This window comes from Alphaproteobacteria bacterium (assembly GCA_018063245.1).
Taxonomy (GTDB): domain Bacteria; phylum Pseudomonadota; class Alphaproteobacteria; order JAGPBS01; family JAGPBS01; genus JAGPBS01.
The window spans coordinates 12,554-36,020 of sequence record JAGPBS010000014.1 but is presented as its reverse complement, the minus strand read 5'-3'; the positions used below and the strand labels follow the sequence as shown (position 1 = coordinate 36,020).

At 39.7% G+C, this 23,467-nt stretch carries 24 protein-coding genes; 12 read left to right on the top strand and 12 right to left on the bottom strand.

Features of this window, described 5'->3' with window-relative positions; genetic code table 11:
• Positions 1 to 109: 109 nt before the first annotated feature.
• The 5 genes from KBF71_03160 to KBF71_03140 all read right to left on the bottom strand — a co-directional run bounded on the left by KBF71_03160 (position 110) and on the right by KBF71_03140 (position 3,336).
• Entirely contained in the window at positions 110 to 892 is a 783-nt protein-coding gene (locus tag KBF71_03160; GenBank protein MBP9877317.1) for an ion transporter, read from the bottom strand.
• Positions 889 to 1,839 carry a TerC family protein gene (locus tag KBF71_03155; protein ID MBP9877316.1) on the bottom strand — a complete coding sequence of 317 codons (951 nt, stop codon included), beginning with the start codon at positions 1,837 to 1,839 and terminating at the stop codon, positions 889 to 891. Before KBF71_03155 ends, KBF71_03160 begins: the two co-directional genes overlap by 4 nt.
• A 75-nt stretch (positions 1,840 to 1,914) precedes the next feature.
• On the bottom strand, positions 1,915 to 2,520 hold the full coding sequence (locus KBF71_03150; protein ID MBP9877315.1) for a 5-formyltetrahydrofolate cyclo-ligase: 606 nt from the start codon (positions 2,518 to 2,520) through the stop codon (positions 1,915 to 1,917).
• Between the two features lie 268 nt (positions 2,521 to 2,788).
• Positions 2,789 to 3,133 (bottom strand): cell division protein ZapA, encoded by a 345-nt coding sequence (locus KBF71_03145; GenBank protein ID MBP9877314.1) that lies wholly within the window; start codon positions 3,131 to 3,133, stop codon positions 2,789 to 2,791.
• Positions 3,133 to 3,336, bottom strand: a complete 204-nt coding sequence (locus tag KBF71_03140; protein MBP9877313.1) for a hypothetical protein — start codon at positions 3,334 to 3,336, stop codon at positions 3,133 to 3,135. Before KBF71_03140 ends, KBF71_03145 begins: the two co-directional genes overlap by 1 nt.
• 115 nt (positions 3,337 to 3,451) lie before the next feature.
• Here KBF71_03140 and tkt point away from each other — a divergent pair, with 115 nt between their 5' ends.
• From tkt to KBF71_03100, 8 genes are read left to right on the top strand one after another with little or no spacing between them, the layout of a single operon-like run.
• The gene (gene tkt / locus KBF71_03135; protein ID MBP9877312.1) at positions 3,452 to 5,473 is read left to right on the top strand and encodes a transketolase; all 2,022 of its coding nucleotides are present in this window, start codon (positions 3,452 to 3,454) and stop codon (positions 5,471 to 5,473) included.
• Between the two features lie 12 nt (positions 5,474 to 5,485).
• Positions 5,486 to 6,493 (top strand): type I glyceraldehyde-3-phosphate dehydrogenase, encoded by a 1,008-nt coding sequence (gene gap, locus KBF71_03130; protein MBP9877311.1) that lies wholly within the window; start codon positions 5,486 to 5,488, stop codon positions 6,491 to 6,493.
• A 40-nt stretch (positions 6,494 to 6,533) separates the two neighbouring features.
• Positions 6,534 to 7,460, top strand: a complete 927-nt coding sequence (locus tag KBF71_03125) for a class I fructose-bisphosphate aldolase (protein MBP9877310.1) — start codon at positions 6,534 to 6,536, stop codon at positions 7,458 to 7,460.
• Between the two features lie 16 nt (positions 7,461 to 7,476).
• Complete coding sequence (locus KBF71_03120) at positions 7,477 to 8,307, top strand: hypothetical protein (protein MBP9877309.1); 831 nt, start codon at positions 7,477 to 7,479, stop codon at positions 8,305 to 8,307.
• Positions 8,308 to 8,355: 48 nt separating this feature from the next.
• A complete protein-coding gene (locus tag KBF71_03115) occupies positions 8,356 to 9,111 on the top strand; it encodes a hypothetical protein (GenBank protein MBP9877308.1) in 756 nt (251 codons plus the stop codon).
• A gap of 29 nt (positions 9,112 to 9,140) precedes the next feature.
• On the top strand, positions 9,141 to 9,977 hold the full coding sequence (locus KBF71_03110; GenBank protein ID MBP9877307.1) for a hypothetical protein: 837 nt from the start codon (positions 9,141 to 9,143) through the stop codon (positions 9,975 to 9,977).
• Between the two features lie 26 nt (positions 9,978 to 10,003).
• Positions 10,004 to 10,738, top strand: coding sequence for a hypothetical protein (locus KBF71_03105; GenBank protein ID MBP9877306.1), 735 nt, complete (start codon positions 10,004 to 10,006; stop codon positions 10,736 to 10,738).
• A 13-nt stretch (positions 10,739 to 10,751) separates the two neighbouring features.
• Positions 10,752 to 11,537: a hypothetical protein gene (locus KBF71_03100; protein MBP9877305.1), complete on the top strand. Its 786-nt coding sequence runs from the start codon at positions 10,752 to 10,754 to the stop codon at positions 11,535 to 11,537.
• A 343-nt stretch (positions 11,538 to 11,880) separates the two neighbouring features.
• Here KBF71_03100 and KBF71_03095 read toward each other — a convergent pair whose 3' ends face one another.
• The 6 genes from KBF71_03095 to KBF71_03070 all read right to left on the bottom strand — a co-directional run bounded on the left by KBF71_03095 (position 11,881) and on the right by KBF71_03070 (position 15,096).
• Positions 11,881 to 12,369, bottom strand: coding sequence for a hypothetical protein (locus KBF71_03095; protein ID MBP9877304.1), 489 nt, complete (start codon positions 12,367 to 12,369; stop codon positions 11,881 to 11,883).
• The gene (locus KBF71_03090; GenBank protein ID MBP9877303.1) at positions 12,363 to 12,989 is read right to left on the bottom strand and encodes a hypothetical protein; all 627 of its coding nucleotides are present in this window, start codon (positions 12,987 to 12,989) and stop codon (positions 12,363 to 12,365) included. The genes KBF71_03095 and KBF71_03090 overlap by 7 nt, the downstream gene beginning before the upstream one ends.
• A gap of 118 nt (positions 12,990 to 13,107) precedes the next feature.
• Positions 13,108 to 13,332, bottom strand: coding sequence for a F0F1 ATP synthase subunit C (locus KBF71_03085; GenBank protein MBP9877302.1), 225 nt, complete (start codon positions 13,330 to 13,332; stop codon positions 13,108 to 13,110).
• Between the two features lie 84 nt (positions 13,333 to 13,416).
• A complete protein-coding gene (locus KBF71_03080) occupies positions 13,417 to 14,166 on the bottom strand; it encodes a F0F1 ATP synthase subunit A (GenBank protein MBP9877301.1) in 750 nt (249 codons plus the stop codon).
• Positions 14,167 to 14,187: 21 nt separating this feature from the next.
• Positions 14,188 to 14,511 carry an AtpZ/AtpI family protein gene (locus KBF71_03075; GenBank protein ID MBP9877300.1) on the bottom strand — a complete coding sequence of 108 codons (324 nt, stop codon included), beginning with the start codon at positions 14,509 to 14,511 and terminating at the stop codon, positions 14,188 to 14,190.
• A gap of 108 nt (positions 14,512 to 14,619) precedes the next feature.
• Positions 14,620 to 15,096 (bottom strand): copper chaperone PCu(A)C, encoded by a 477-nt coding sequence (locus KBF71_03070; GenBank protein MBP9877299.1) that lies wholly within the window; start codon positions 15,094 to 15,096, stop codon positions 14,620 to 14,622.
• Between the two features lie 200 nt (positions 15,097 to 15,296).
• On the opposite strand from KBF71_03070, the gene KBF71_03065 reads away from it, so the two are divergent.
• Positions 15,297 to 19,670 (top strand): hypothetical protein, encoded by a 4,374-nt coding sequence (locus KBF71_03065; protein ID MBP9877298.1) that lies wholly within the window; start codon positions 15,297 to 15,299, stop codon positions 19,668 to 19,670.
• 1 nt (position 19,671) lies between these two features.
• Here the strand turns inward: KBF71_03065 and KBF71_03060 are convergent, their stop codons facing one another.
• The gene (locus tag KBF71_03060; GenBank protein MBP9877297.1) at positions 19,672 to 20,310 is read right to left on the bottom strand and encodes an SCO family protein; all 639 of its coding nucleotides are present in this window, start codon (positions 20,308 to 20,310) and stop codon (positions 19,672 to 19,674) included.
• Positions 20,311 to 20,375: 65 nt separating this feature from the next.
• On the opposite strand from KBF71_03060, the gene KBF71_03055 reads away from it, so the two are divergent.
• The 3 genes from KBF71_03055 (at position 20,376) to KBF71_03045 (ending at position 23,349) form a co-directional block, all read left to right on the top strand.
• On the top strand, positions 20,376 to 21,584 hold the full coding sequence (locus tag KBF71_03055) for an EAL domain-containing protein (protein MBP9877296.1): 1,209 nt from the start codon (positions 20,376 to 20,378) through the stop codon (positions 21,582 to 21,584).
• Positions 21,585 to 22,520 (top strand): ROK family protein, encoded by a 936-nt coding sequence (locus KBF71_03050; protein ID MBP9877295.1) that lies wholly within the window; start codon positions 21,585 to 21,587, stop codon positions 22,518 to 22,520. It abuts the gene before it with no gap.
• Positions 22,521 to 22,638: 118 nt separating this feature from the next.
• Positions 22,639 to 23,349, top strand: a complete 711-nt coding sequence (locus KBF71_03045; protein MBP9877294.1) for a Bax inhibitor-1/YccA family protein — start codon at positions 22,639 to 22,641, stop codon at positions 23,347 to 23,349.
• Positions 23,350 to 23,467: the final 118 nt, after the last annotated feature.

Genomic DNA, 23,467 nt, shown 5'->3' with positions numbered 1-23,467 from the left:
GACCATCCAGAAATCTCTCAACCAGTGTCTTGCACTCATCAGTCAGGACTGGATCCTCGCGGCCCGCAAGGCGGGCCTCAGGATGACAATTGTGCACCTTACCAATCGTTCATAATTTCTCAGATAATTTCGACACAATCACATCAAGCTTCCGATTAATCACATCAAGCCTATCAAGCTCCGCATCTTCCTCTACCTCATGATTTCTTTGCATTGCCTCGACAACAACAGCGATGAAGAGATTCAAAATACTGAATGTCGCGATTAAGATGTAGATCACAAAGAAAATCCAAGCGAATGGCTTTTCTTCCATCACTGTTCTCACAATGTCTGGCCATCCTTCAAGCGTCATAATTTGAAAGAGACTAAAGACAGAAAGATGCAAATTACCAAACCAATCCGGGTAATCCGCACCGTACAGCTTACTCGCCATTAATCCAAAAACACAAATGATAATCGCCATGACAGCGCCAATGGCACAAATGCCGGGGACAGCTTTAATTAAGCCTTCAATAACGCCCCTTAGCTTAGGGAAAATAGAAATCATACGCAAAACACGCAAGGCTCTGGCAGCTCTTAATGCGCTAAATGCATCTTGTGATGGCACAAGAGCAATACTCACAACAAGAAAATCGAAAAATGACCAGGGCTGTGTGAAAAATTCTGAACGATAGACAATCAAACGGCATGAAATTTCGATCACAAATAAATAGAGGATCATTTGATCTATTTGTTTTAAAAGAACACCATGACTTTCCATCAGGGCTGGATATGTTTCCATTCCAAGAACGATTGTATTGATAAGTATGAGTACGATAACTGAATAATCCCAGACTTTCGTTACAATGATTTTCCTTAATGAATCCGACAATGTATCAAGTGCACCTATCATTGAGCCTCCATATTTTTTTTCTTCATGAATGAAACCAAAACACCACCAATTAAAATGCTGAGCGTAACAATTAATGACAGCAAGGGTGGAATTTTAGCCAGACCAAAAGCATCGGCGATAAAAATTTTAGCACCAATAAAGATCAAAACAATTGCGAGCGCATATTTCAGATAGTGGAATTGATTGATAATCGAGGCCAGCGCAAAATACAAAGCTCTCAAGCCCAAAATTGCGAATATATTACTTGTATAAACGATGTATGTATCTTGGGTAATCGCAAAAATTGCAGGGATACTATCAACCGCAAAAACCAGGTCTATAAATTCAACCATCACAAGCGCAATAAAAAGAGGAGTGACAAAGAATTTTCTTTTCTTAGAAACTGGATCCACTAGACGCAGAAAGAACTTATTCTCATGCAGCTTATCTGTTATACTCAGATGCTTTCTCATCCAGATCAACAATAGGTTTTCAGAAATCTCAACAGGCTTATCCGACATAAAAAGCATCTTTATGCCTGTAAAAATCATGAAAGCAGCAAAGATATACAAAATCCAATGGAACTCAGCAATCATCTGAGCACCAAGACCAATCATAATGGCTCTGAGCACAATAACGCCAAGGATTCCCCAAAACAAAACACGATGTTGATACTTCAGAGGAATGGAAAGAGAAGTAAAGATCAGAGAGATAACAAAGATATTATCAAGTGCCAGAGACTTTTCAACCAAAAATCCTGTTATATATTCTGCAAAACCGTCTAGACCTTTAATATACCAAACCCAGAGACCAAAAAGAAAGGCCATGATCACATAAAACAAGGTCATCCACAGGCTCTCTTTAAAAGAGATCTCTCGATCTTGTCGATGAAAAACACCTAAATCTAAAATCAACAGAAATAAGACAATGCCGATAAAAATACCCCACATGTATAACGGCTTTTCCATCTTAGATTCATCCTATATTGTTCTATGTTCTTTTTCAAAGTATGGAACAATACTATGAGCACCGCAAGTCCAGAATCAAATATTGCCACTGTATAATTTTTTTTCTGTTAAAATAAAGTCCAATTTTTCATCATGATCTTCAATGGGGATCACATCAAGCTTTTGTGATTCATAAGCAAGGCCGATAAATATTGTTTTTCGGTTTTTCGCTTCGGATTTTAATCTCTGGAGATATTTATCATAATAACCACCCCCATACCCTAAACGATGCCCACTTTCATCAAAGGCCAACAGCGGCACAAACACAACATCAGGCTCAACCAGCTTGGCATCTTTTGACGGCTCTAAAATTCCATACATATTTTTAATGAGGGGATCACCCTCTTTCCAAGACCGAAACTGCATCTCTTTCGTTAAAGGATCAATAACTGGCAAAGCGAGTGATCCTTTGTAATCTTTCATAATAGCTAGGATATCAACTTCTGCTTGAATTGGACAATAGACCGCAACAGAGTCTTCACCTTGTAATAAATTCTTCTCACGAATCAGTGATCTAAAATCAGCAATCAAATCTGAGAGATTCACTGACTTCAGATAACTCATACGCAACGTCAACATATCTTGGCGTAAAAAGCGCTTTGTATCTTTTGAACTTTCTTTTTCTTTTTGATCTAAAACCACAACAATTCACCTCATTTAGGAAATATGTCACGTATAATAAGAGGCATAAGACAAGTCAATACGATGCGCAAAAAAGTAGAGGAATGCCTTATGTTTATTAGCAGAGAGCGCCGCTACAGCCGTCGACAAATCCTCCGTAGGCCTGTTATGTACAGGTGGGCGCCATATGCCAAGACCAAGATCCTGACAGGGACAGCTCCCTTGGAAGAAGTATAGCCCCAGGGGTTTTTTGTCTAACGAGAAGAGCAGCCACTCTCCATCTTATAATTTAAGCTTCTTGTGCCTGTTTTACAAGTCCTGAAATCGATTCAATCATCTGATCCAAAATTGGCTCATAGTCAGCTTGAATTTTTGCAACAGCCTCTGCTTCTAATTCATGAGGTTTTGTTGCTGCAAGCCTTTCATTATTTTCTTTTAAATCAAGAACTTCATCTGCCAGCATCAGTGCTGTCAGCACCATCATCCGTGATTCGACTAAGGTTGGGTTATTACCCAGAATTTGGGATACTTTTTCTTGAACATAAGAGACAATTTTCTCAAGACGCGCTTCTTGGCCATCTTCACAAGAGATTGGATATTCTTTTGATGCGATTTTTACAATAAACTGAGGCATTATCCAGCCCTCCTTAACTCTTCAAGCTGTTCAATAATTTGATCGACACGTCGATTCGCTTCAGTCACCTTGTCATGACTTATTGATTGCTCGAACCTTAAAGCCTGTTCTTGTTCAATGCGGGCCCTCATCACTGTCTCAAGCTCGGCAAGCTTTTGCTGCAATGTCTGAAGTTTTAGATCGAATACAGATTCATTTGTCATAACTACCCTCTCATCAAAATGGAATCGACGTCTTTTTTAAAGAATAAACTTGATTCGCCAAAAAAGCACTGCTAACAATTAACATAGTTTCTTCAATTAGAAAATGGAATATATCATGAAATCAACGAATTTACTTACAAAATCACACAGAAACCCGGAAATTGCCTCTAGAGATCTTTCCAACTGCCTCAGATTCCTTGCAATCGACGCAGTCCAGAAAGCAAACTCAGGACATCCTGGTCTTCCGATGGGAATGGCTGATGTGATTCAAGTTCTTTTCTCGCATTTCATGAAATTTGATGCAAGCCATCCAGAATGGCCTGACCGCGACCGCTTTGTCCTCTCAGCTGGACATGGCTCAATGCTTCTTTACGGACTCAATTATTGCCTTGGGTACAAAGGAATGACACTGGATCAACTCAAAAATTTCAGACAATTACATAGCCACACAGCTGGTCATCCTGAAGTTGATCTATCTCTTGGAATTGAAACAACAACAGGTCCGCTGGGACAAGGGCTTGCAACAGCCATCGGCATGGCGATTGCAGAGACAAACCTCAGAGCTCGCTTTGGTGAAGAGCTTGTAAATCACAGAACATTCGTTCTCGCTAGCGACGGGGACTTGATGGAAGGCATCAGTCACGAAGCAGCCTCACTTGCAGGACACTTAAAGCTCTCAAAACTCACTGTTCTTTACGATGACAACAGCATCACCATTGATGGCCCGATGAACCTTTCTTGCTCTGATGACGCCCTCCAGCGCTTTATGAGTTATGGCTGGCATGTTCAATCTATCGATGGACATGACGAAAAGCAAATTTTCAATGCAATTGAAAGCGCTCTTGCAGATGAGCGTCCATCTTTAATCGCCTGCAAAACAACAATTGGCTATGGCGCTCCAAACAAACAAGGCTCAGAGAGCACCCACGGCTCGCCTCTCGGCACAGATGAAGTTGCAGCCACACGCAAAAATCTAAATTGGAATTATGAAGCCTTTGAGATCCCTGAACATCTGCTTGATGAATGGCGCCAAATTGGCAACCGCAACAACCACCTCGTCAAAGGATGGGAGAGCATTCTGAGTGCTCATCCACAAAGCATAGAATTCAAAGCTGCTCTCAAGGGAGATGTGTCTCAAAATGTGCTGGATATACTCAAAACTCTCAAACAAAGCGCCCTTGAAAAAAAACCAGCACTCGCAACAAGGCAAGCATCAGGCGAAGTTCTACAAGCTATTTTTGACACATGCCCAATGCTTATCGGTGGTTCTGCTGACCTATCTCCCTCGAACAATACAATGAGCAAAGGTAGTACAACTTATAATCCACAAAATCAAGCAGGACGCTATATTCATTACGGCATCAGAGAACATGCCATGGCGGCCATTATGAATGGTCTTGCGCTTCACAAAGGATTGATTCCTTATGGCGGCACCTTTTTGACATTTACTGATTATTGCAGGCCAGCAATCAGGCTTGCAGCCTTAATGAAACAACGAGTGATCTATGTGATGACTCATGATTCAATTGGCCTTGGCGAAGATGGTCCAACCCATCAACCCATTGAGCATTTGGCCGCCCTGCGCGCTATCCCAAATTTAACTGTTTTCAGGCCAGCTGATTTAATTGAAACCATTGAGGCCTGGGAATTTGCTTTGCAACATCAAGAGGGACCAACCCTCATTGCTTTGAGCAGACAATCATTGCCTGCTGTGCGCACTGAATCATCAAAGGAAAATCTCTCTCTCAAGGGCGCCTATCTCTTAAAAGAATTCGCCCCTGAAGGACAAGATCCTGCAACGATTTTTGCTACAGGCTCTGAAGTTCATCTGGCTCTTGAAGCTCATGAGAAACTCAAACAAGAAGGACTTGCAAGCCGTGTTATTTCAGTTCCTTCAACCACTCTATTTGAAGCTCAAGAAGACTCATACCAAGAGTCAATCCTTTGTTACAAAGGGCGAAAAATCGCAATAGAAGCAGGGATTCGTCAAGGGTGGGATCGCTATATTGGTCCACACGGATATTTCATCGGCATGCATGGATTTGGCCTTTCAGCACCCGCAAAGGATCTTTATTCATTTTTTGGGATTACCAGTGACGCAATTTGTGATATCATCAACAAGAATATGAAAAAGTAGGGAGAAAAAGAAATGACAGTTAGAGTGGCAATTAATGGTTTCGGCCGCATTGGACGCCTAGTCCTTCGCTCGATTTATGAGCAAAAAAGAGAGGACCTTGAAGTTGTTGCTATCAATGATTTGAGTGATGTCAGAACCAGTGCGCATCTTTTACAATATGATACAGCTCATGGCAAATTTCCCTTTCCTGTTGGTCATGATGAAAAAAACATCATCGTCAATAATAGATCGATCCCTGTCTTTGCTGTCAGAGACCCAAGCCAATTGCCTTGGAAAGAACTGAATATTGACATCGCAATGGAATGTTCTGGCATCTTTACAAAAAGAGCAGATGCGGCAAAGCACCTTGAAGCTGGCGCTAAAAAAGTCATCATCTCCGCACCTGCAGAAGGGGCTGATTTGACCGTTGTTTATGGCGTGAATCATGATCAACTCACAAAAGAACATCAAGTCATTTCAAATGCAAGCTGCACAACAAACTGCCTTGCACCTGTGGCTTATGTTCTTGATCAACTCGTTGGGATTGAGCATGGCTATATGACAACCATTCACTCTTACACTGGTGATCAGTGCCTTGTTGATTCCATTCACAAAGATCTGAGAAGAGCACGTGCAGCGGCTCAAAACATTATCCCAACATCAACAGGCGCTGCAAAAGCCGTTGGCCTTGTTTTGCCTCACTTAAAAGGGAAACTTGATGGCACAGCGATTCGCGTTCCAACACAAAATGTGAGCTTGGTTGACTTCAAATTCATTGCAAAAAGAGAAACAACGGCTGAAGAAATCAATGAAGCCATGATCAAAGCATCGCAATCTTCTCGTTTTAAAGGCATCTTGAATATTTGCGAAGAAGAGCTCGTTTCAAGCGACTTTAATCATAACTCTGCAAGCTCAACTTTTGATATTACACAAACACAAGTGATTGATAAAAAACTCGTGCGCGTTTTATCGTGGTATGATAATGAATGGGGCTTTTCAAGCCGCATGAGCGACACAGCCATTACCTTCCACAAAGCATAACAAACGAATCATATTGACCACTAAAAATAAGGATACTCAAATGAGCATGACACCAGCCGTCAAAAAAATTCTCGATTACTATGAAAGTGACAATCCAGGCACAAAAGCCAATCTCGCCCGCATCCTCATGACTGGTAAATTGGGCGGCACAGGTAAAATGATCATTCTGCCCGTTGACCAAGGATTTGAACACGGCCCTGCCCGTAGCTTTGCACCAAACGAATATGGCTATGATCCACATTATCATTTTCAACTTGCAATCGATGCTGGTCTTAATGCTTTTGCAGCCCCCCTCGGTATGATTGAAGCTGGAGCTGGCACCTACGCAGGCGCCATTCCAACCATTTTGAAAATGAACAGCGCAAATTCCCTCTCAACAAACAAAATCGCCCCTGATCAGGCTGTTACTGCTTCTGTCGATGATGCTTTGCGTCTCGGTTGTTCTGCCATTGGCTTTACAATCTATCCAGGGAGTGATGCAATGTTCCCTATGTTTGAAGAAATCCGTGAACTTGCAAACGAAGCAAAAGCCAAAGGCCTTGCTGTGGTTGTATGGTCTTATCCGCGGGGTGGGAATCTCACAAAAGAAGGCGAAACAGCAATCGATATCGTTGCCTATGGTGCTCATATGGCTTGCCTTTTAGGCGCTCACATTATCAAAGTGAAACTGCCTGCAGCACACTTAGAGAATCCAGAGGCCAAAAAAGTCTACGAAAAACACGAAATTCCAGTTGCCACACAAGCTGAACGTGTTCGCCACATTATGGAATCTTGCTTTGCTGGACGCCGTATTGTTGTCTTCTCTGGCGGAGATAAAAAAGGTGAACAAAGTGTCTTTGATGATGCGATTGCCATTCGTGATGGTGGCGGTAATGGATCAATCATCGGTCGTAACTCGTTCCAACGCTCACGCCCCGAAGCACTTGAACTTCTCGGAAAGCTCATTGATATCTATAAGCAAGCCTGAGGCAAGTGTTCAAAGCATGAGAACTGATTCTATACCTTATATCTTCACGTTTGATAGGCTTCAGATTGAAGCTGGGTTCTGTCGCCTCAATCGAATTCCAACACAAGGTATTGAATTGAGAACAAGGACGCTTGAGACTCCAAAGCAATGCATCTTCAGCTTCAGAAGGTATCAACAACCTACTTCTATTCCTCAAAAGCCGCTAATTCAATATTCTTTGACAATTCAAACGGAAAAAGCTCTCGATAACCTCATAGAGGGACTCCAAAACATAGCAAAGACTAGGAAGCGTCGTATTGAAATTCCTCTGACCATGCTGAAAATGTTCGCAGACGTCACCGCCAGTCAATTAACGTCTCTCTTGGTGTTCTTCCCAAAAGTTGAAGAGTTGGTTATGGTCGCTAATTTCAAGATCAGTCTTTTTTCTATTCTCCAAGCTCAAAGCCTCAAGAGATTGACAATAGAGAGTAAGCTCTTTCTAAATCCAGATGAAAAAGACAAAATACGAGAAGAGATCCCAAAATTCGATTTGACTATCACAATACAGCAATCTGAATATCGTTTGCTTTATCCTTCTACCCGTTCTCTAACGGCCTATGCTATCCTGCTCTTATGCATTTTCAGCATTGGCCTCTATATACTGGATTCAGCTGAAAAACAATTGATCAAAAATGCAACTGACAGTGAGCGTCCGAAACTACCGATTAATCAAATCGAGATCCTCGTACCATTTATACTCATACTAGGCTCAGTTGGTGCAGGTCTGCGTCATATGACTTTTGTTGCAGGAATGCTCAATAATCAATATTATGAATCGATAAGAACAATTCCCATCCCAACCGATTGACACCAAATTTGCAAGGCTCACAACAATATAAAAACAAGGAGACTCAAATTGAAAACTGAATCGTTACCAGCTTCCTCAGAGGGCACTTCTTCAGACTTTACGAGCTTCCCGACAGAGGGCATATCTTTTACCAAAATAAGTTATGAAGAGCCTTCTTATGTGAAATATCAACCCTCCGCCCTAACAGAAGGTCAGGTACCAAAACCACTCACTCGCTATAAATTGGAAATAGCCTCGCAGGAAGGGCATGACCAACTGGTCACCTATTTAGAGACCAAATCAGAGACTGAGAGCATTCCTCTTGTCACAACCCTTGATATATACGAGATAGGATCAATCAATATTGAGACTCTTTTCAAAGCTTTTCCTGATATCAAGACTCTATATTTGAATTCCAATAAAGATATCTCAATGACACAACTTGCCAGTTGCTCAAGCTTAAGAGAACTAACCTTTGATCAAGTCAAAATTTACTGGGATGAAGGTGAAAAGGATAAGTTCATCAACCAAAATCTAGGCAAAAATTTAAGCATCTACTTGACCACATTCCCTTACTTTTATAGTCACCTCTCAGCGCAATCTTGCAAATTGCTCTCCTATCTCTTCAATGCTTTAATTCTATTCAATATCTTAGAACTCGGCTATACAAATTATAAATCCACAGATCACAATCTCACAATCTCAAATCGCCTCCTCGTCAATATGATTGGCTCCCTCATTCTGCGCATAGGGCTCACATTATATTGGTTGTACAAATCTGCCAATGAGTCTTGGGAAATCACCCGTGAAAAGAAAAATCAGTAATCAAACATCCAACACGGAGCAAAAAACACATGACACATCTCGTTCGGCAAAGTCCTTTTACGATAGACCTGATTGAATTTCTGCAACAAAAAGATGAAGAAACAGGGAAATTACCTGATATCCAATCATCGCGCGTTTCCATATTACCAAAGCATCTTTTCTCTCGCTCTTTTTGCCCTAGAATAAAAAATCTCAATGACTATTGCGTAGAAATTCAATCAGAAGCAACCTTACGATACCTTATAAAGCAAATCCAAAAACGTCTTGAAGAAAATAACATTCAAGTTCTCAGTCTTTCTGTCAATCCTCCGATCACACATCTCAAAATTGCCACTCATGTGCCGCTAGAGACTATCCCTCTTTTGCTTGCGTTTTTGCCCTCTATCAGAGAACTCACCATTCCATCTAATGAGACTCTGGCTCTTACAGCCATTATATCTCATAAAAATATAAGTCGAGTCAATATTCAAGAAAAACGTATTTTCTTTGACAAAGGTGAAAAAGCTCTGATCACCAGAGATCCTCAAATGAGTAAAACATGTATCTATACAGGCGGGTCTCGTTATCGTTTCATGTATGCCTCAACGCAATATCTGAAATATATGTGTGCGCTTATATTAGGAAATGTTTTTCTTCACTTCTATCATTTTTCTAAAATCCTGTCTGAGCAGATAGACTCAAAAAGGGAATTTCAAGAAGAATGGTCAAATAGACAAGCCTTCTCTCAATTCTCATATCTCAATACTTTAACTTTTCCATTGATCACAATTTGTCTTATCATTTGGACATTTTTTTATGAACTTGAGAGATATCGCGCCAGCCATCGTGAGGTCATTCGCGAGCAAAAAATCGCAAAACAACAATAAGTTTTTTGTGGAAAGGCAGACTCAATATGACAGGAATTCAATCAATTTACACACCTTTTTCATCTATCTCAAAATTAGATGGAATGCCAGCTTTGGGTTTAATGTGGGAAAGCATACAAGTTCAACATATTCCTTATCCGGGAAAATCACGCGTTCAATCTTATGATCAGAGTCTCAGAATTGAAACACAAGAGGCTCATGATCAATTGATCAAAATATTAAAATCATCCTTAGAAAATCATCAATTCTCATTCACATCACTCACATTAACACATCGAGTCCAAAAGATTGATATTGACACTTTGTTTCATTTTTTCCCCTTAATAAAACATCTCATTATTGGCTCTAATCAAAGTATCCTTGTCTCAAGACTACTGAACCAACTTGACTTAACAAGCGTACACATTAACGAATCAAAAATTTACTGGAACACTCAAGAAAAACATAATCTTTTAAGGCATGGCTATCGTAAGAATTTAAACATTTTTATACAAAGCACCCCCTATAAGTTTGACTATCCCTCACGTCTTTTTTTCAAATTCGGGTTTACCATACTCAACATCTTTTTACTTTTTAGCATCACAAACCTAATGTCAATGAGTTTTGATCACCGCCGCCAAGAAACAAATTTCTTCACTCACAAATCAACACTCTCTCTTCTTATCATTGCCATATCTCTCTTGGCTCAAATCAAACTCTATTCTTTTTCTCATCAAAAACAAAGGGATAGATCCTTTGAAATGATAAGGCAACAACTATAACAAAGGAAACAACATGTCTCATATACGTACACTTGTTGCTTTGCATCAAGTACAAGATCGCAAACATCTCCCAACAACTGGAGTTGAGTGGTATCAAACATCTGTGGCAGCACCAAAAACATTGACTTTGAAAGATCTTTGTGATGAAAAAGATCCGCACAGTTATTTCCTTCTTACCGAATATCATGTCACTATTTCAACAACAGCAGCCTTCACTGAACTCTTGAAAAAGCTGCCTCATATTTTGCGCAATCATACAACGCTGAATCTTGTCAATCTCACCATTAACATCAATACAGAAACGGTAAAAATTGACATACCGAAATTGATCAAGTTTTTCCCAGAACTCAGAGAAATCACCTTTAAATCCAACAGATTCATTGCAATTGAAGCTCTTTTACAACACCCAAAACTCAAAAAAATCAACATTACAAACGGATTGATGTTTCTGAATAACGATGAAAAAAATAGTATTCTTGAAAAGAAATTACATCAGCGCAAAACAATCATTCTTGATCAATTCTCCTATCAATTTCATTATCCACCCTCTGGTGTTTTCTGGTACAGCTATATTCTTCTAGCAATGCTCTTCCAGCTTGGAATATACATGCTGGAACTTGCAACAGATAAAAGCCAAGAGACTGGAACAAACCGAAGAAACCTTCAACTTGTTATCACTAATGAAACAGCCTCTCCGATTTTCCTAATGGCTGTATCAACAATTTTGACAATCGCCCTTACTCTTTTTGCACTCAACAGAGTGCACGCTCAGAATCGTGAAATAGTAAGAGAATCATGACAATTTTAATGTAATTAGCAGTACACTATTGAGACTGCTGGGAGAAATTCATAATAGAAAAGAATCTATGATCCGTTTCTGTCATTCAGAGACGCCTTATTAAAAGGCGACGTCTGTATCGCTGAAGCTTTAGACTAGAAGGATGGGATCTTAGCGAATTAACAACAAACACGTCATGCCGAACTTGTTTCGGCATCTCCTTGTCAATCCAAATAGATCCTGAAACGAGTTCAGGATGACGTGGTGTTGAACTTTAGGGCAACAGGTCCGGGCATCACAAAAAGGATGTCATACCAGTGTTGGACGCGCCATTTCCTAGAGCAATGATGACGTAATAAAAGAATCAGCTGATCTTTGCCGCTAGCAGAGATATAGACTCATCCACCATTTTCTTTTGATCAGCATCTGTCAATTGTTCAGAAAGAACGCGCTCTAATGCTTTAAGAGACAATTCAGCTGTCATTTGCTTTAATGATTCTAAGGTTGAAACTTGCAGCTGCTTTTCTCGCTCCGCTGCCATTTTCTCAAACTTATCAACCAACTGTGCAGCATCTGATTCTGCTTTTTGCTTCATCAGAATTGCCTCTTCCTTTGCTTGAGAGATCATTGTCTCTGCATCTGAAAGAGCTTTCATATACTGACGATCAGCATCACGTAAAAGCTCTTCTGCTCTTTGCTTGAATTGCTCTGCTTCATCAACTTTTGCTTTTACCTTTTGAATATATGAGTCAACGCCTGCTGAAGCCGCATTCTGAATCTTTCTCCATGCCAGAAAAAGAAAAACGGCAAAAGCAATAATGAGCCAAAATGTTGCTGTCTGTATCATTAGCATGCTATCCTTAAATTCTCATGTTTTTTATGCGCAGAAACGGCTTTTTCAATCTCGCTCCGCGTTACCAAATCACCACATAATTTTGCAACAATCTTCTCGCAAATGTCTGATGCTACTACTTCAATCTCTTTCATATAAGTCGATCTGACAACTGCCATAGCCTCATCAAGATGAACAACTTTTTCATTAAATGAAACCTGCAGATTTTCACTTTGCTCCATTAAAAGATCAGCCGCTTCCTTTTGTGCATGTTGCAAAATGCCTAATGCTTTCTGATGAGCAATCTTTTGGGTTTCATCTCTTTTTGTTTGAAAAGCCTCAGCCTCTTCTGCCAGAGTGCGCGCCTTTGCAAAATCCTGTTCAATTTTATCTTCACGCTTTTTGAGTGTCTTCTCAATACGCGGCACAAATAAATATGACACACCTAAATATAAAAGAGCGAAGGTTAAACATAACCAAAAAATTTGGCTGGGAAATGTATCAGCAGCCAATTGTGGCAATCCACCACCTTCATGCGCTTCCTCAGTCGCAAACGCTGTCAATGGCAAAAGAATGGAACCAACCATTACCACTGCAAATGATCTTGCCTGATTTGGCAATTGAAATTTTGTACGTATCATTCAAAACCTCTTCTAAGAGATATTCAGAACCACCTGAAAAGCAAAGTCAACGACCCTGCTTTTCAGACAATTCCATTTCACATGAAAGGAAAAAAGTTTCCTTTCATCATCTGTTTTTTTAAAGAAACAGAATCAAAAACGCAATCAATAGCGCAAACAGAGCAACAGCTTCTGTCAATGCAAAGCCCAAAATACCAATTGGAAACACTTGCTGACGCGCTGATGGATTTCTTGCAACTGCAGTGACAAGCGATGAGAAGATATTCCCAATCCCAATACCAACGCCGAACAATGCAATAACGGCAAGACCTGCCCCAAGATATTTAGCTGCTTCTACTTCCATAATTATCCTCACTTTCTTTCTTTGTTAGATAACAATTTACCCGAACCATTATCGGAATGATACTTGATCCTTTTTAACAAAAAATCAATGCAATTCTATCGCATCTCTAATATAGAGACAGGTTAAAATTGTAAAGACATAGGCTTGTAAAAAAGCAACAAGAAACTCAAAGCCAATCAGACCAACGTTGATCACAATTGGCAAAACACCCATTCCGTATCCAAAAACACCAAAAGCAGCGCCTAAAGATACAGAGAAACCCGCAAAAACTTTTAACATCGTATGACCCGCCATCATGTTCGCGAACAAACGAATCGATAGGCTAACTGGCCGTGATAGATATGAAATTAACTCAATCGGCACTATGATAATTGCCAAAAATGGCGAGACACCACTCGGCACAAAGAAAGTTAAAAACTTCAAGCCATGTTTCACAAAACCAAGAATCGTGACCATGATAAACACGATCATGGCCAAAGCAAAAGTAACAATGATATGGCTTGTAAAGGTAAAGGCCCCAGGAATCATGCCCAGAGCATTTCCTAAAAGAATGAACATAAAGAGAGAAAAAACAAAGGGAAAAAACTTTTTCGCTTCATGGCCTGCATTCTCACTCAGCATATTGGCAATAAAGTCATAACACATCTCGCCCAGGCTCTGCAATTTTCCAGGAATATAGTCTTTTCGTGTCGATGAAATCAACAGAACTGACAAAATCAAACCGATTGTTGCAAGCATCCAAGCTGATGAATTGGTAAATGAGATATTGTAACCGCCTGCTTCCACAGGCAAGAGTGGTTGAATTCTGAACTGTTCTAAGGGATTGGCCACGATATTCCTCTTTTGTAAACTTTCTTATTTCTCGTTTATACCAGAATTATTTTTATTATGAAATCCTAAAACCTTATAGACATTCCAAATGCCCGCAAAAGCTCCAAAGACAAACATAATAATAAATCCTATAGGATATGTATCAAAAAAGTGATCAATAAGCAAACCTATAAATACACTCATTGCAAGTGCTGCGAGTATTTCAACACCAAGGCGCATGGCTAAACTTATGGTTTTATTTGATTTCATATCGATTTTTGACAGATCTGGCCTTGCATTTTTTTTTTGTTCAGCCAAATCGAGTTCCTTCAAAAGTTGCTTCGGATCTGTTTTTTTATTGTCTGACATTGTGTTTCCTTATAAATTTATAGATCATTTAAAAGGGTATTCGCTCATAGATCAAGAAAAAAGCCTCTTAAACAAAAGAGGCTTTTCACATACCAAAATGCTATAAATTTAGTGTGCGTGATGTTTATGTGTTCCTTTAAAATCATGAGCCTCAACTTTAGCCACAACCTCAATCTTACCGGCTTTTTCAAAGTACAAAGTCACTGGCACTTCTTCCCCCTTCACAAATGGCTTTTTTAGATTAAAAAGCATGACATGATAACTACCTGGTTTTAGTTCTAATTTTTCACCAGGGACAATGTCCATCTTCTCAACAGCGCGCATTTTCATCACCCCATTTTCATGAATGTGAGCATGCAATTCAACTTTTTCAGCAGCATCTGTTTCAGCACGGATCAGTGCATCTTTTTCAATTCCTTTTGCTGTGATTTCCATAAAGATACCAGCATTTTTTTGACCTTCTGCTGATTCTTTTGTCCATGGGTGCGTAATTGTTACATCGCCATGATTATATCCATGAGCAGCGGCAACAGCCCCACTCAAAGCAACGACAGAAAATACAAGAGCTCCAAACAATTTTTTCATTGATTTATTCCTTATTCTTATTGATAAAAAGTCTTGAACGAGAGCAGCTGCTCTACATCCTGATCCGAATCATATAAAACAAAACCACAAAATGCAAACAGATTCACCCCCACAAACCACACTTATCTCTTGACATTAATTTATTTACCCATATAATAAACTAAATTTTACACAATTATATTTTAATCAAAGGATTCAACATGGCAAATATTCATCAAATACAAAATCACGACAACCCAATTCAGCAAGATGCACAAGCCCCTCAAAATCCGGCGATTGACGCTGCTAATCCTGAGCAACCACGTGCAGCACCACAAACCGAAGCGAACCCGCAACCTGAAGATGAAACCATTGGGCTAAGAACTGTTCGCCGTAAAAGACCGAGAGCCGACCTCGACCAAACGCCTGATTATCCTAGCAGAATAGATTCCCCTCGTCGCGCTGTTGAAGAATCGAATAGAGCTGCCGCACAACACAAACAATATTTACTAGCTGTGATGGATGGAGCCGTTCCATGTGACGCACAACCCTATAAAATTGCTGAAGAAATTCTTCATCTATTCAATTCACCCTTAGAAAGTGAAAACATCCTTGGAAAAATGCGCCCCCTGATCAGCCAGCCTAATCACCCTCTTTTCCCTCTCGCTATTGCAGTCACGCTCGTTATGAAACCCCTTACAGAGAGTTACGAAAGCAAGCAGATCATCAGTCAAATTCATCTACTCTTTCAAACCAGGCTTTCTGATACCTTAGATCATAAGAATAAAATTGCTCTTTTTTTATTAAATTTACCTTATGTTGAACTCAAAAAGCTGATCACTCATTACAATCAAACAGCTAAAGCTGTTTTTAATTATGTACAAACTCATATTTTATGCCAAGAAGATCATCCTCTCTATAGAGAATGCTTCTTTCTATATGGGTCATTATGTTTTAATCCTGACTTAAAACCGCTGATTGAAGGACAAGATCCAACAAAGCAAGATGAAAAGACTCTCACTATTTTAGACCTTTCGGTTTTAAAAAGAGTACAACAAGAAATGACTGAAATCAGTCAGGATTTAAGCCATCCTCACTGCGCAAGAGCCTCATATGCAATCTTGAAACACAGGGTGGATAAAGAGACGCTTCTAGAAGAATCTGACGGCATGACAAAATCGGCGATTGAGCATCTTTTGACTCATGTTTCAAGTCAGTCTACAGGCGAAAATGCTCTTGATCCTTTCTTAATCTCTCATTTTATTTGTTTTTATATAGCACACCTTCAAAGATCCACACCGCCCAAACCGCACGAGAGAGATGAATACCCAATGGAGATCCTGAGAGAGGCATGCCTATCTCTCTATCGTCATTACAAGGATCAATTTGCAAATACAGAGCACCCAGGATACTTAATCTCCATGCTCTATACAGGATTTATGAAAATATTACACCGACTAACCGACTCATTTGGAGTATTTGATGAAAAAGTTGCTGCAGAATTGCTTCAAGATAAACGCGCCTTTGTTGAATATTCAGCAAATCAACCAGAACGCCTCATTGATGGCTTAGTGAGACAAGACTTCTTTTCAGCATATGATGAAGATTTGATATGGCATTCTTTTTTTGATCAGTTTAAAGACAAACAAGATGATTTACGTGATTTCTTAAATACATTGCCAAGCCCCGAAAGAAATTTTCTGATTGTAAAAATGATTAAGATTCAAAAGAAAGAAGCCCTCCTTCCTTTTGTAAATAACATTATAGAAAGTCTCGAAGACCTCAAGTCCCAATCTGAAAAAACATCAACAGAACCATCTCAAAAAGATATAGACACATTTCACCAATCGATGGCAAAACTTAAAGCCTCCGGTGTTTTAGCTGAAATAAGTGAACAGCATTTACTTGACCGAATCAGCGCTCTTTACGTCTATTTTCAGAAGACTGAAAATCAAGTCATGCAAAAAATCATTCAGACCTATTTTGTTCAGCCCTCTTTTCAGATCTACCGCGAATCAGATCCTATCTTTACGGAGCTTAATTCCTTTGAGAACCCAGGTCAACCTCGCGTACAACGCGCGATAAACATCGCAAAACTAAAACAAACTGACCCATGTGACCTGAGCAATCAACGCGCACTTCTTTTGAGTCAAGAACTCTTAGAGTCAATAGAAACTCAAAACAGAACAAATATAGCTAATCCTGCATGCGGTTCCTATTTAAGCGATTTATTGTTCTTAAAAACAATGAATCCTGATCTGGCTATTGCCCCTCAGATTCACAACCATGCCTTATTTATTTTCAGTAGGCTCTCTGCTCATACAGAAGTATCACACCTTGATATCCCGCTTGCTACCTATTTCTCTGATTTACTCTCTCAAGGTACGGATCTGGCTTATAGAGAGGAAATCGCACAGTTCCTAAATGCAATGACCCAAAAAATAAAACGAACTCTAGCAGATCTAAAAAACGCGCAAGATTCACCCTATATCCGTCAAAAAAATCTCGAGTGCCTTCTTTATCTTTTACGCAGACATTATCAATTACACGATAACCTCTCAAGTCCTGAATGTCTTGTATACCTATCTCTCTTACATGAAATTGCCCAAAAGAAGAGACAGAATAATCAAAAGTTAGATCTTAATTCAAAACTCACCTTATTAGCACCTCAAAAAAGAGCATTTTTAAGAAAAATGCATGAAACACCTATCCCCAATATAAATAAAACATCATATATTTATGGATTTCTCGTTGCTGAGCTTCCTTATAATTATGTATCAACTTATCTTGATAAATATCCATTATCTAACGATCTGACCGGTCTTGCGCTCAAGTTTCTGTTCATTAATACAGATCGAATCTTTGAAGAAAAATATTCTTCAGACATTTATCACTTAATCATAACCGATCAAATGAGTTCAGATATCTCTCTGAAATTCTCAATGAATCTCTATGAAAAATTGAAAAACCAACCGGAACGCCTGCAGGCACTCAAAGAAAAAATGAAAACACTCCTCATCAAAATACTGGAAACAGGCAAGATAGATATTGCAATTTTTCAGCCACATAAATACTCAAGAGATCTACTATTACTGATTATAGAGACGAGCAATGAAAATCTTAATCATCTTCATAGCACCTGTCTTCTCATGTCGATTTACACGAAATTCATGACCCCGAATGAAAATAGTGCTTTTCTGATAAATTGCATTAGAGAAAACCTCAATAAAATAGATGATTCTGATCTGATATACTATTGTCTTGCTTTATTCTTAGATCAAATGCCGCCTCAACTTTATAAAGAAGCCATATCTCTTATCATTGAGTTCTCACATAAATTATTCGAACAGGATAAAAGTCAGCCGCTGCATTTAGATCATCTGAGAGTGATCGCCCCAAGGGAATTTCCAACTCTAGAATGGCCACATCAAAATGTTGCAACTCGCTTTCAAAGCCTTATAAATCAAATTAATTTTGTGGACGAAAAAAGCCCTAACTATTATGCGATTCAAGCCGTTGTCGCTAATGATCAAATGGAATTTGATCGCTCTGAATATGCAAAAATGAGCTTAACAGAAGCGACTCAAAAAGTAACCGTAACTGTTATGCGATTTTTGAAAACACTCATCAATACTCAGATCCAAAGTGAAAACGCAAAAGAACCCGACGCAACAAAACATCAATCTCTTCTCGCTTTAACGGCAGAAGAACAAAAAGGAAAAACACCTTGGCTGCCGAGCAAAGAGTTAATCCCTGAATGGATCAATTTGCTCAAACATATGATCGAGGCTCTTGAAAAAATAACAGATCCATATCTCTTTCGTGTCAACCTTGGCATTCTCATGAAAGCACTCACTATCTGCCCAACAGGACAAGACGCTGGTTTTAATACAGCTGTTAAATCATTATTGCTTGGCTATAATCAAATAGATGGTACTTTTGAAAGTACAGTCAATGCCGTTGTCCATAATGTCATGAATACAGCCTTGATTCAGGCTGTGAATTGCAGCGAAGACAATCATCGCTGCTATAAAGATGAAGCGTACAACAATAAAAGTCTTATTCTGGTCCATGGAGCACATAGATCTGCACTTTTTGAATTTGTACTCAGAGATCTTTTCGGTTTTCCAAAACTCACATCTTTCCAAGAAGATATCTCTCGCTTCTCTCATTTCTCTCAAATCCAACGTATTTTGGTGACTTTTGAAAAGCATTTCACCCCCAGACTTCTCGTTGAAAGACTTTTAAAACACTTCAGAACAAATGAGGATTTAAAACTGCTCCCTAACTATGCGCATGCAGAAGGGGATCAGTCTCGACAACTCTCCAGCGCACAAATCAAAGCCGCTCAATCAGAAAGACCTCTTAAAGTCTTTGAAGGAGATGAAGCTCTAGATGGCTACTACGGATGGCTGGTAAACAACCAGCTCAATCCTGCAGAATATGGCGTTCACTACGATTATGATGAAGAAAGTGACACTGATAAAGTACGAATCGAAATCACAAGAGACCACGTGCTTGCTGTTCTCAAAAAATTGGGATTTGTGAAACAGGATGTTGTGATCAATTGGGAAAAAACACCACACGCCTCATAGGCTAATTCATCAACAGCTCTTTGACCGCAGCAGCAATCTCTGCTGGTTCTGTGCCATAGCGAACCATTGATACAAGTTTTCCTTGTTGATCAATGAGGTATAAAAATGTTGAATGATCCATGAGGTAGAAGTCTGATCCATCATCAACTTTTGACGTAAAGACTTTGTAGGCCTTGCGCAAGGATTCAAGATCTTCATCCTTTCCTGTCAATGCAACCACACGGGGATCATATCTTTTAACAAAACCAGCAAGCAGTTCCTTTGTATCGCGCCGCGGATCAATTGTTATGAAAATGGGCTGAACCTTGTCGCCCAAACGATCCTTATCAAGCAATTTTAAAACCTCTGTGAGATTTTGGAGTTCCATTGGGCAATAGTCAGGGCAATAGGTATAACCGAAAAACATCAAAACAACCTTCCCGTGGAAAGTTTTATCTGTGACTAATTCACCCTTGTGCGTCAGCAATGTAAAGGGACCACCCAAATCAGCTGGCGCTGGAAAAATGTTAGGCGTAGCCTCAAAACTAGATAATTTTGCTTGTTGAGTCATCTCTAGATTTTTTTTCAGACCGAAAAAGGCAAAGATCACACCAATACCAACGAGAGTGAATAAGACGATGAAAAAGATTCTTTTGAGCATTTTATCCTCATTTATTTTTGATGGAATAATTAGACCTATCCCCTACGCGTTTTTTGCATTATACTATGAAACAGATCCCAATTCAAATCAACCCTATTCAAAAAAACATGACAGAGAAAAGACTTTTCATCTTCAATCCATCAGGATATCTATCAAAACAGATCTGTCAAAAAGCGCTGCTGAATCAATATATTGCAATCTGCGTAACTGAAAAATGGCAAGCCAGTCTTTATGCGAAAATGCAAAGACCCAACTTTGTTCTGTTAATGGATATGCCAGAAAATCAGCCAAGTGAAACCTTTAGTGTCTTTCTCAAGCAAGCAATTTACTTCTATCAAACAACATTTATCTTAGCAACGCGTGATGAAAAATCGACACTTCCTCAAACCTTTGCAGAAAAAGGCTTGACAATCAGGCACACGATTCCGCTCAAACAGCTTGAAGAAAAACCAAACTCACTTTTTTCATTGCTGATACACGATCAAGACATTATCTCACTTGAAGATTTTAATGATGCGCTATCAGGCAAACAAATACACCTTTACTATCAACCCAAAATACATCTGAAATCAAAGATGCTTTACGGCGCTGAAGGACTTTTACGCTGGGAACACCCAAGTAAGGGGCTCATTATGCCAAATCAGATTTTGCCTCTCATCGAACGAGAGAATCTGCATGAAACTTTAACCCTTTATGTCATTGAAAAAGCACTAGAAGATATCAAATATTGGTCAGGGCTCGGGATTCCAATGCTGAAAATTTCAGTCAATGTCCCTGCCCTTTGCATGACGCATCTGCCTTTTTATGACAAAGTCTTTCCGCTCTTAGAGGCCTATCATGATATTGTTCATCATTTAATTTTTGAAGTGACAGAACAGACAGCTATGTCAGACTTAAATCCGGTGAAAGACTATCTCCAAAGGCTCTCTCAAATGGGCATTGAGCTCTCAATTGATGATTTTGGAACAGGTCACTCATCTCTCTTAAGACTCATGGATCTTCCTTTTAAAGAAATCAAAATTGAAAAGGCGATGGTCGTCAAACTCCCTGAAGACACGAAAACAAAAATGATCCTTGAAGTTATTTTTGAAATCGCAACAAAAATGAAAATGACCACTTGCGCAGAAGGCATTGAGAACACTGAGCAACAAAAAAGCCTCATTGAAATGGGCTGCACACACGGTCAGGGTTATTTATACTCCCCAGCCCTTTCACCAAACTCTTTTCTCAAATGGATTGCAGATTATCAATCAAAACATAAGGAAACACCATAAATGTACCATATTGGACTCGATATTGGCGGCACAAAAATTTCTCTCCTTGCCCAAAATTCAAAAGGAGAAGAGCTCTCTCACACGCAAGAGCCTGTTGAAAAAAATTATTCCGCATTTCTTGGTCAAATAAAAAACATGGTCCAAAAAGCGCGCCCAGATCCAAGTGCACCCTATACGCTCGGCATTTCAATTGCTGGCCGCATTCTGAAACACAAAAACTCTCAACAAATTGAAATCAAGGCAGCCAATCTTCCCTTTTTAGCAGGGCACGATCTCAATAAAGATCTGACAGAAATCTTTGGCTTTGCACCAACACTTGAAAATGACGCTAATTGCTTTGCTTTGTCTGAAGCTCTTAATGGCAATGGTGCTGAAGAAAAACTGGTTTTTGGATTGATCCTCGGAACGGGCCTTGGCGGCGGGATTGTTGCGAACAAACAAATTCTTGCCGGTGCAAATCATCTTGCAGGCGAATGGGGACACATTCCTATGCCCTACAGAAAAAAAGAGAGAGATGGCGACGCTGTTCCTTGTGCTTGCGGTCAAACAGGCTGCATGGATTTTGAATTCTCATCCCGTGGCCTTACCAGGCGATACGAGATGCTCACTGGCGTAAAACTGACTGATAGCAAAGAAGTGGTGCGCAAAATTCATCAAAACGAACTCGAAGCGATGCAAGCCTATAGGCTCTATCTTGATGCGCTCGCTGAAAATCTGGGACTCATCCTACTCACCGTTGATCCGGACATTATCATCATCGGAGGCGGCTTGAAATGCTTGCCGAATCTGACTGAAGAACTTGAATCAAGACTGAAAAGCAATGCTCACCTAGCCCCTTTATCAACCAAGATTACTCTTGGCAAATATGGTGCCGATAGCGGCGTCAGAGCAGCTCTTTACTTAGGGCAGAATCAAGGAACTGCATGCTCTCGATAAAAATAGAACTATCTTTTTGCAAAAAAGATACGTAAAATATCTTGTAACTAAAATGAAGAATACCCATTTATAAGTAAGAACGTTCACCGTTCTCATAAATTGTAAAGGAAACAAAACAATGGTCAATTACAGAAAACCACAAACAGCGGCCATTTCTGATCAGCAAGCCTATGATGAGGGCTTACGTCAGCAAATGCTGCGCGTTTATAACTATATGACAGCGGGTCTTGGTATCAGCGGACTCATTGCCTTTTTAACATCAACATCGCCTGCTCTGATGAATGCAATCTTCGGAACCCCTCTTCAATGGGTTGTGATGCTTGCTCCTCTCGGCTTTGTCTTTTTCTTGTCATTCAAGATTCAAGACATAAGCGCATCAAAAGCACAAACCATCTTCTGGGCTTTCTGCGCCGTCATGGGCGTTTCCATTTCGTGGATCTTTATGATCTATACGGGCGGCAGCATTGTTAAGGTGTTCTTTATCTCATCTGGCATGTTCGCAGCAACTTCTTTGTATGGCTACACAACAAAAAAAGACCTTGCTTCAATGGGCAGCTTTATGATGATGGGCCTCTTCGGCATCATTATTGCGAGTATTGTCAACCTCTTCATGAAATCAAGTGGCCTTGATTTCGCAATTTCCTTAATCTCTGTTGTTGTCTTTATTGGTCTTACAGCTTGGGACACACAACGTATTAAAGAAATGTACGATGAAAGCTATGGTTCAGAAGCCAATCAAAAAGTGGCTATCATGGGTGCACTCTCTTTATATCTTAACTTCTTAAACTTGTTCTTAGCTCTCCTTCGTCTTTTAGGCGACAGAAAATAAAGACGCAAGTCATAAACAAAAAACCCACCATTTGGTGGGTTTTTTATTGTCTCTCTTTTGTCTTTCCATTCTTTTTTTAATGATTTCATGTTAACCTATCGAAAAAGAATGAGTCTGA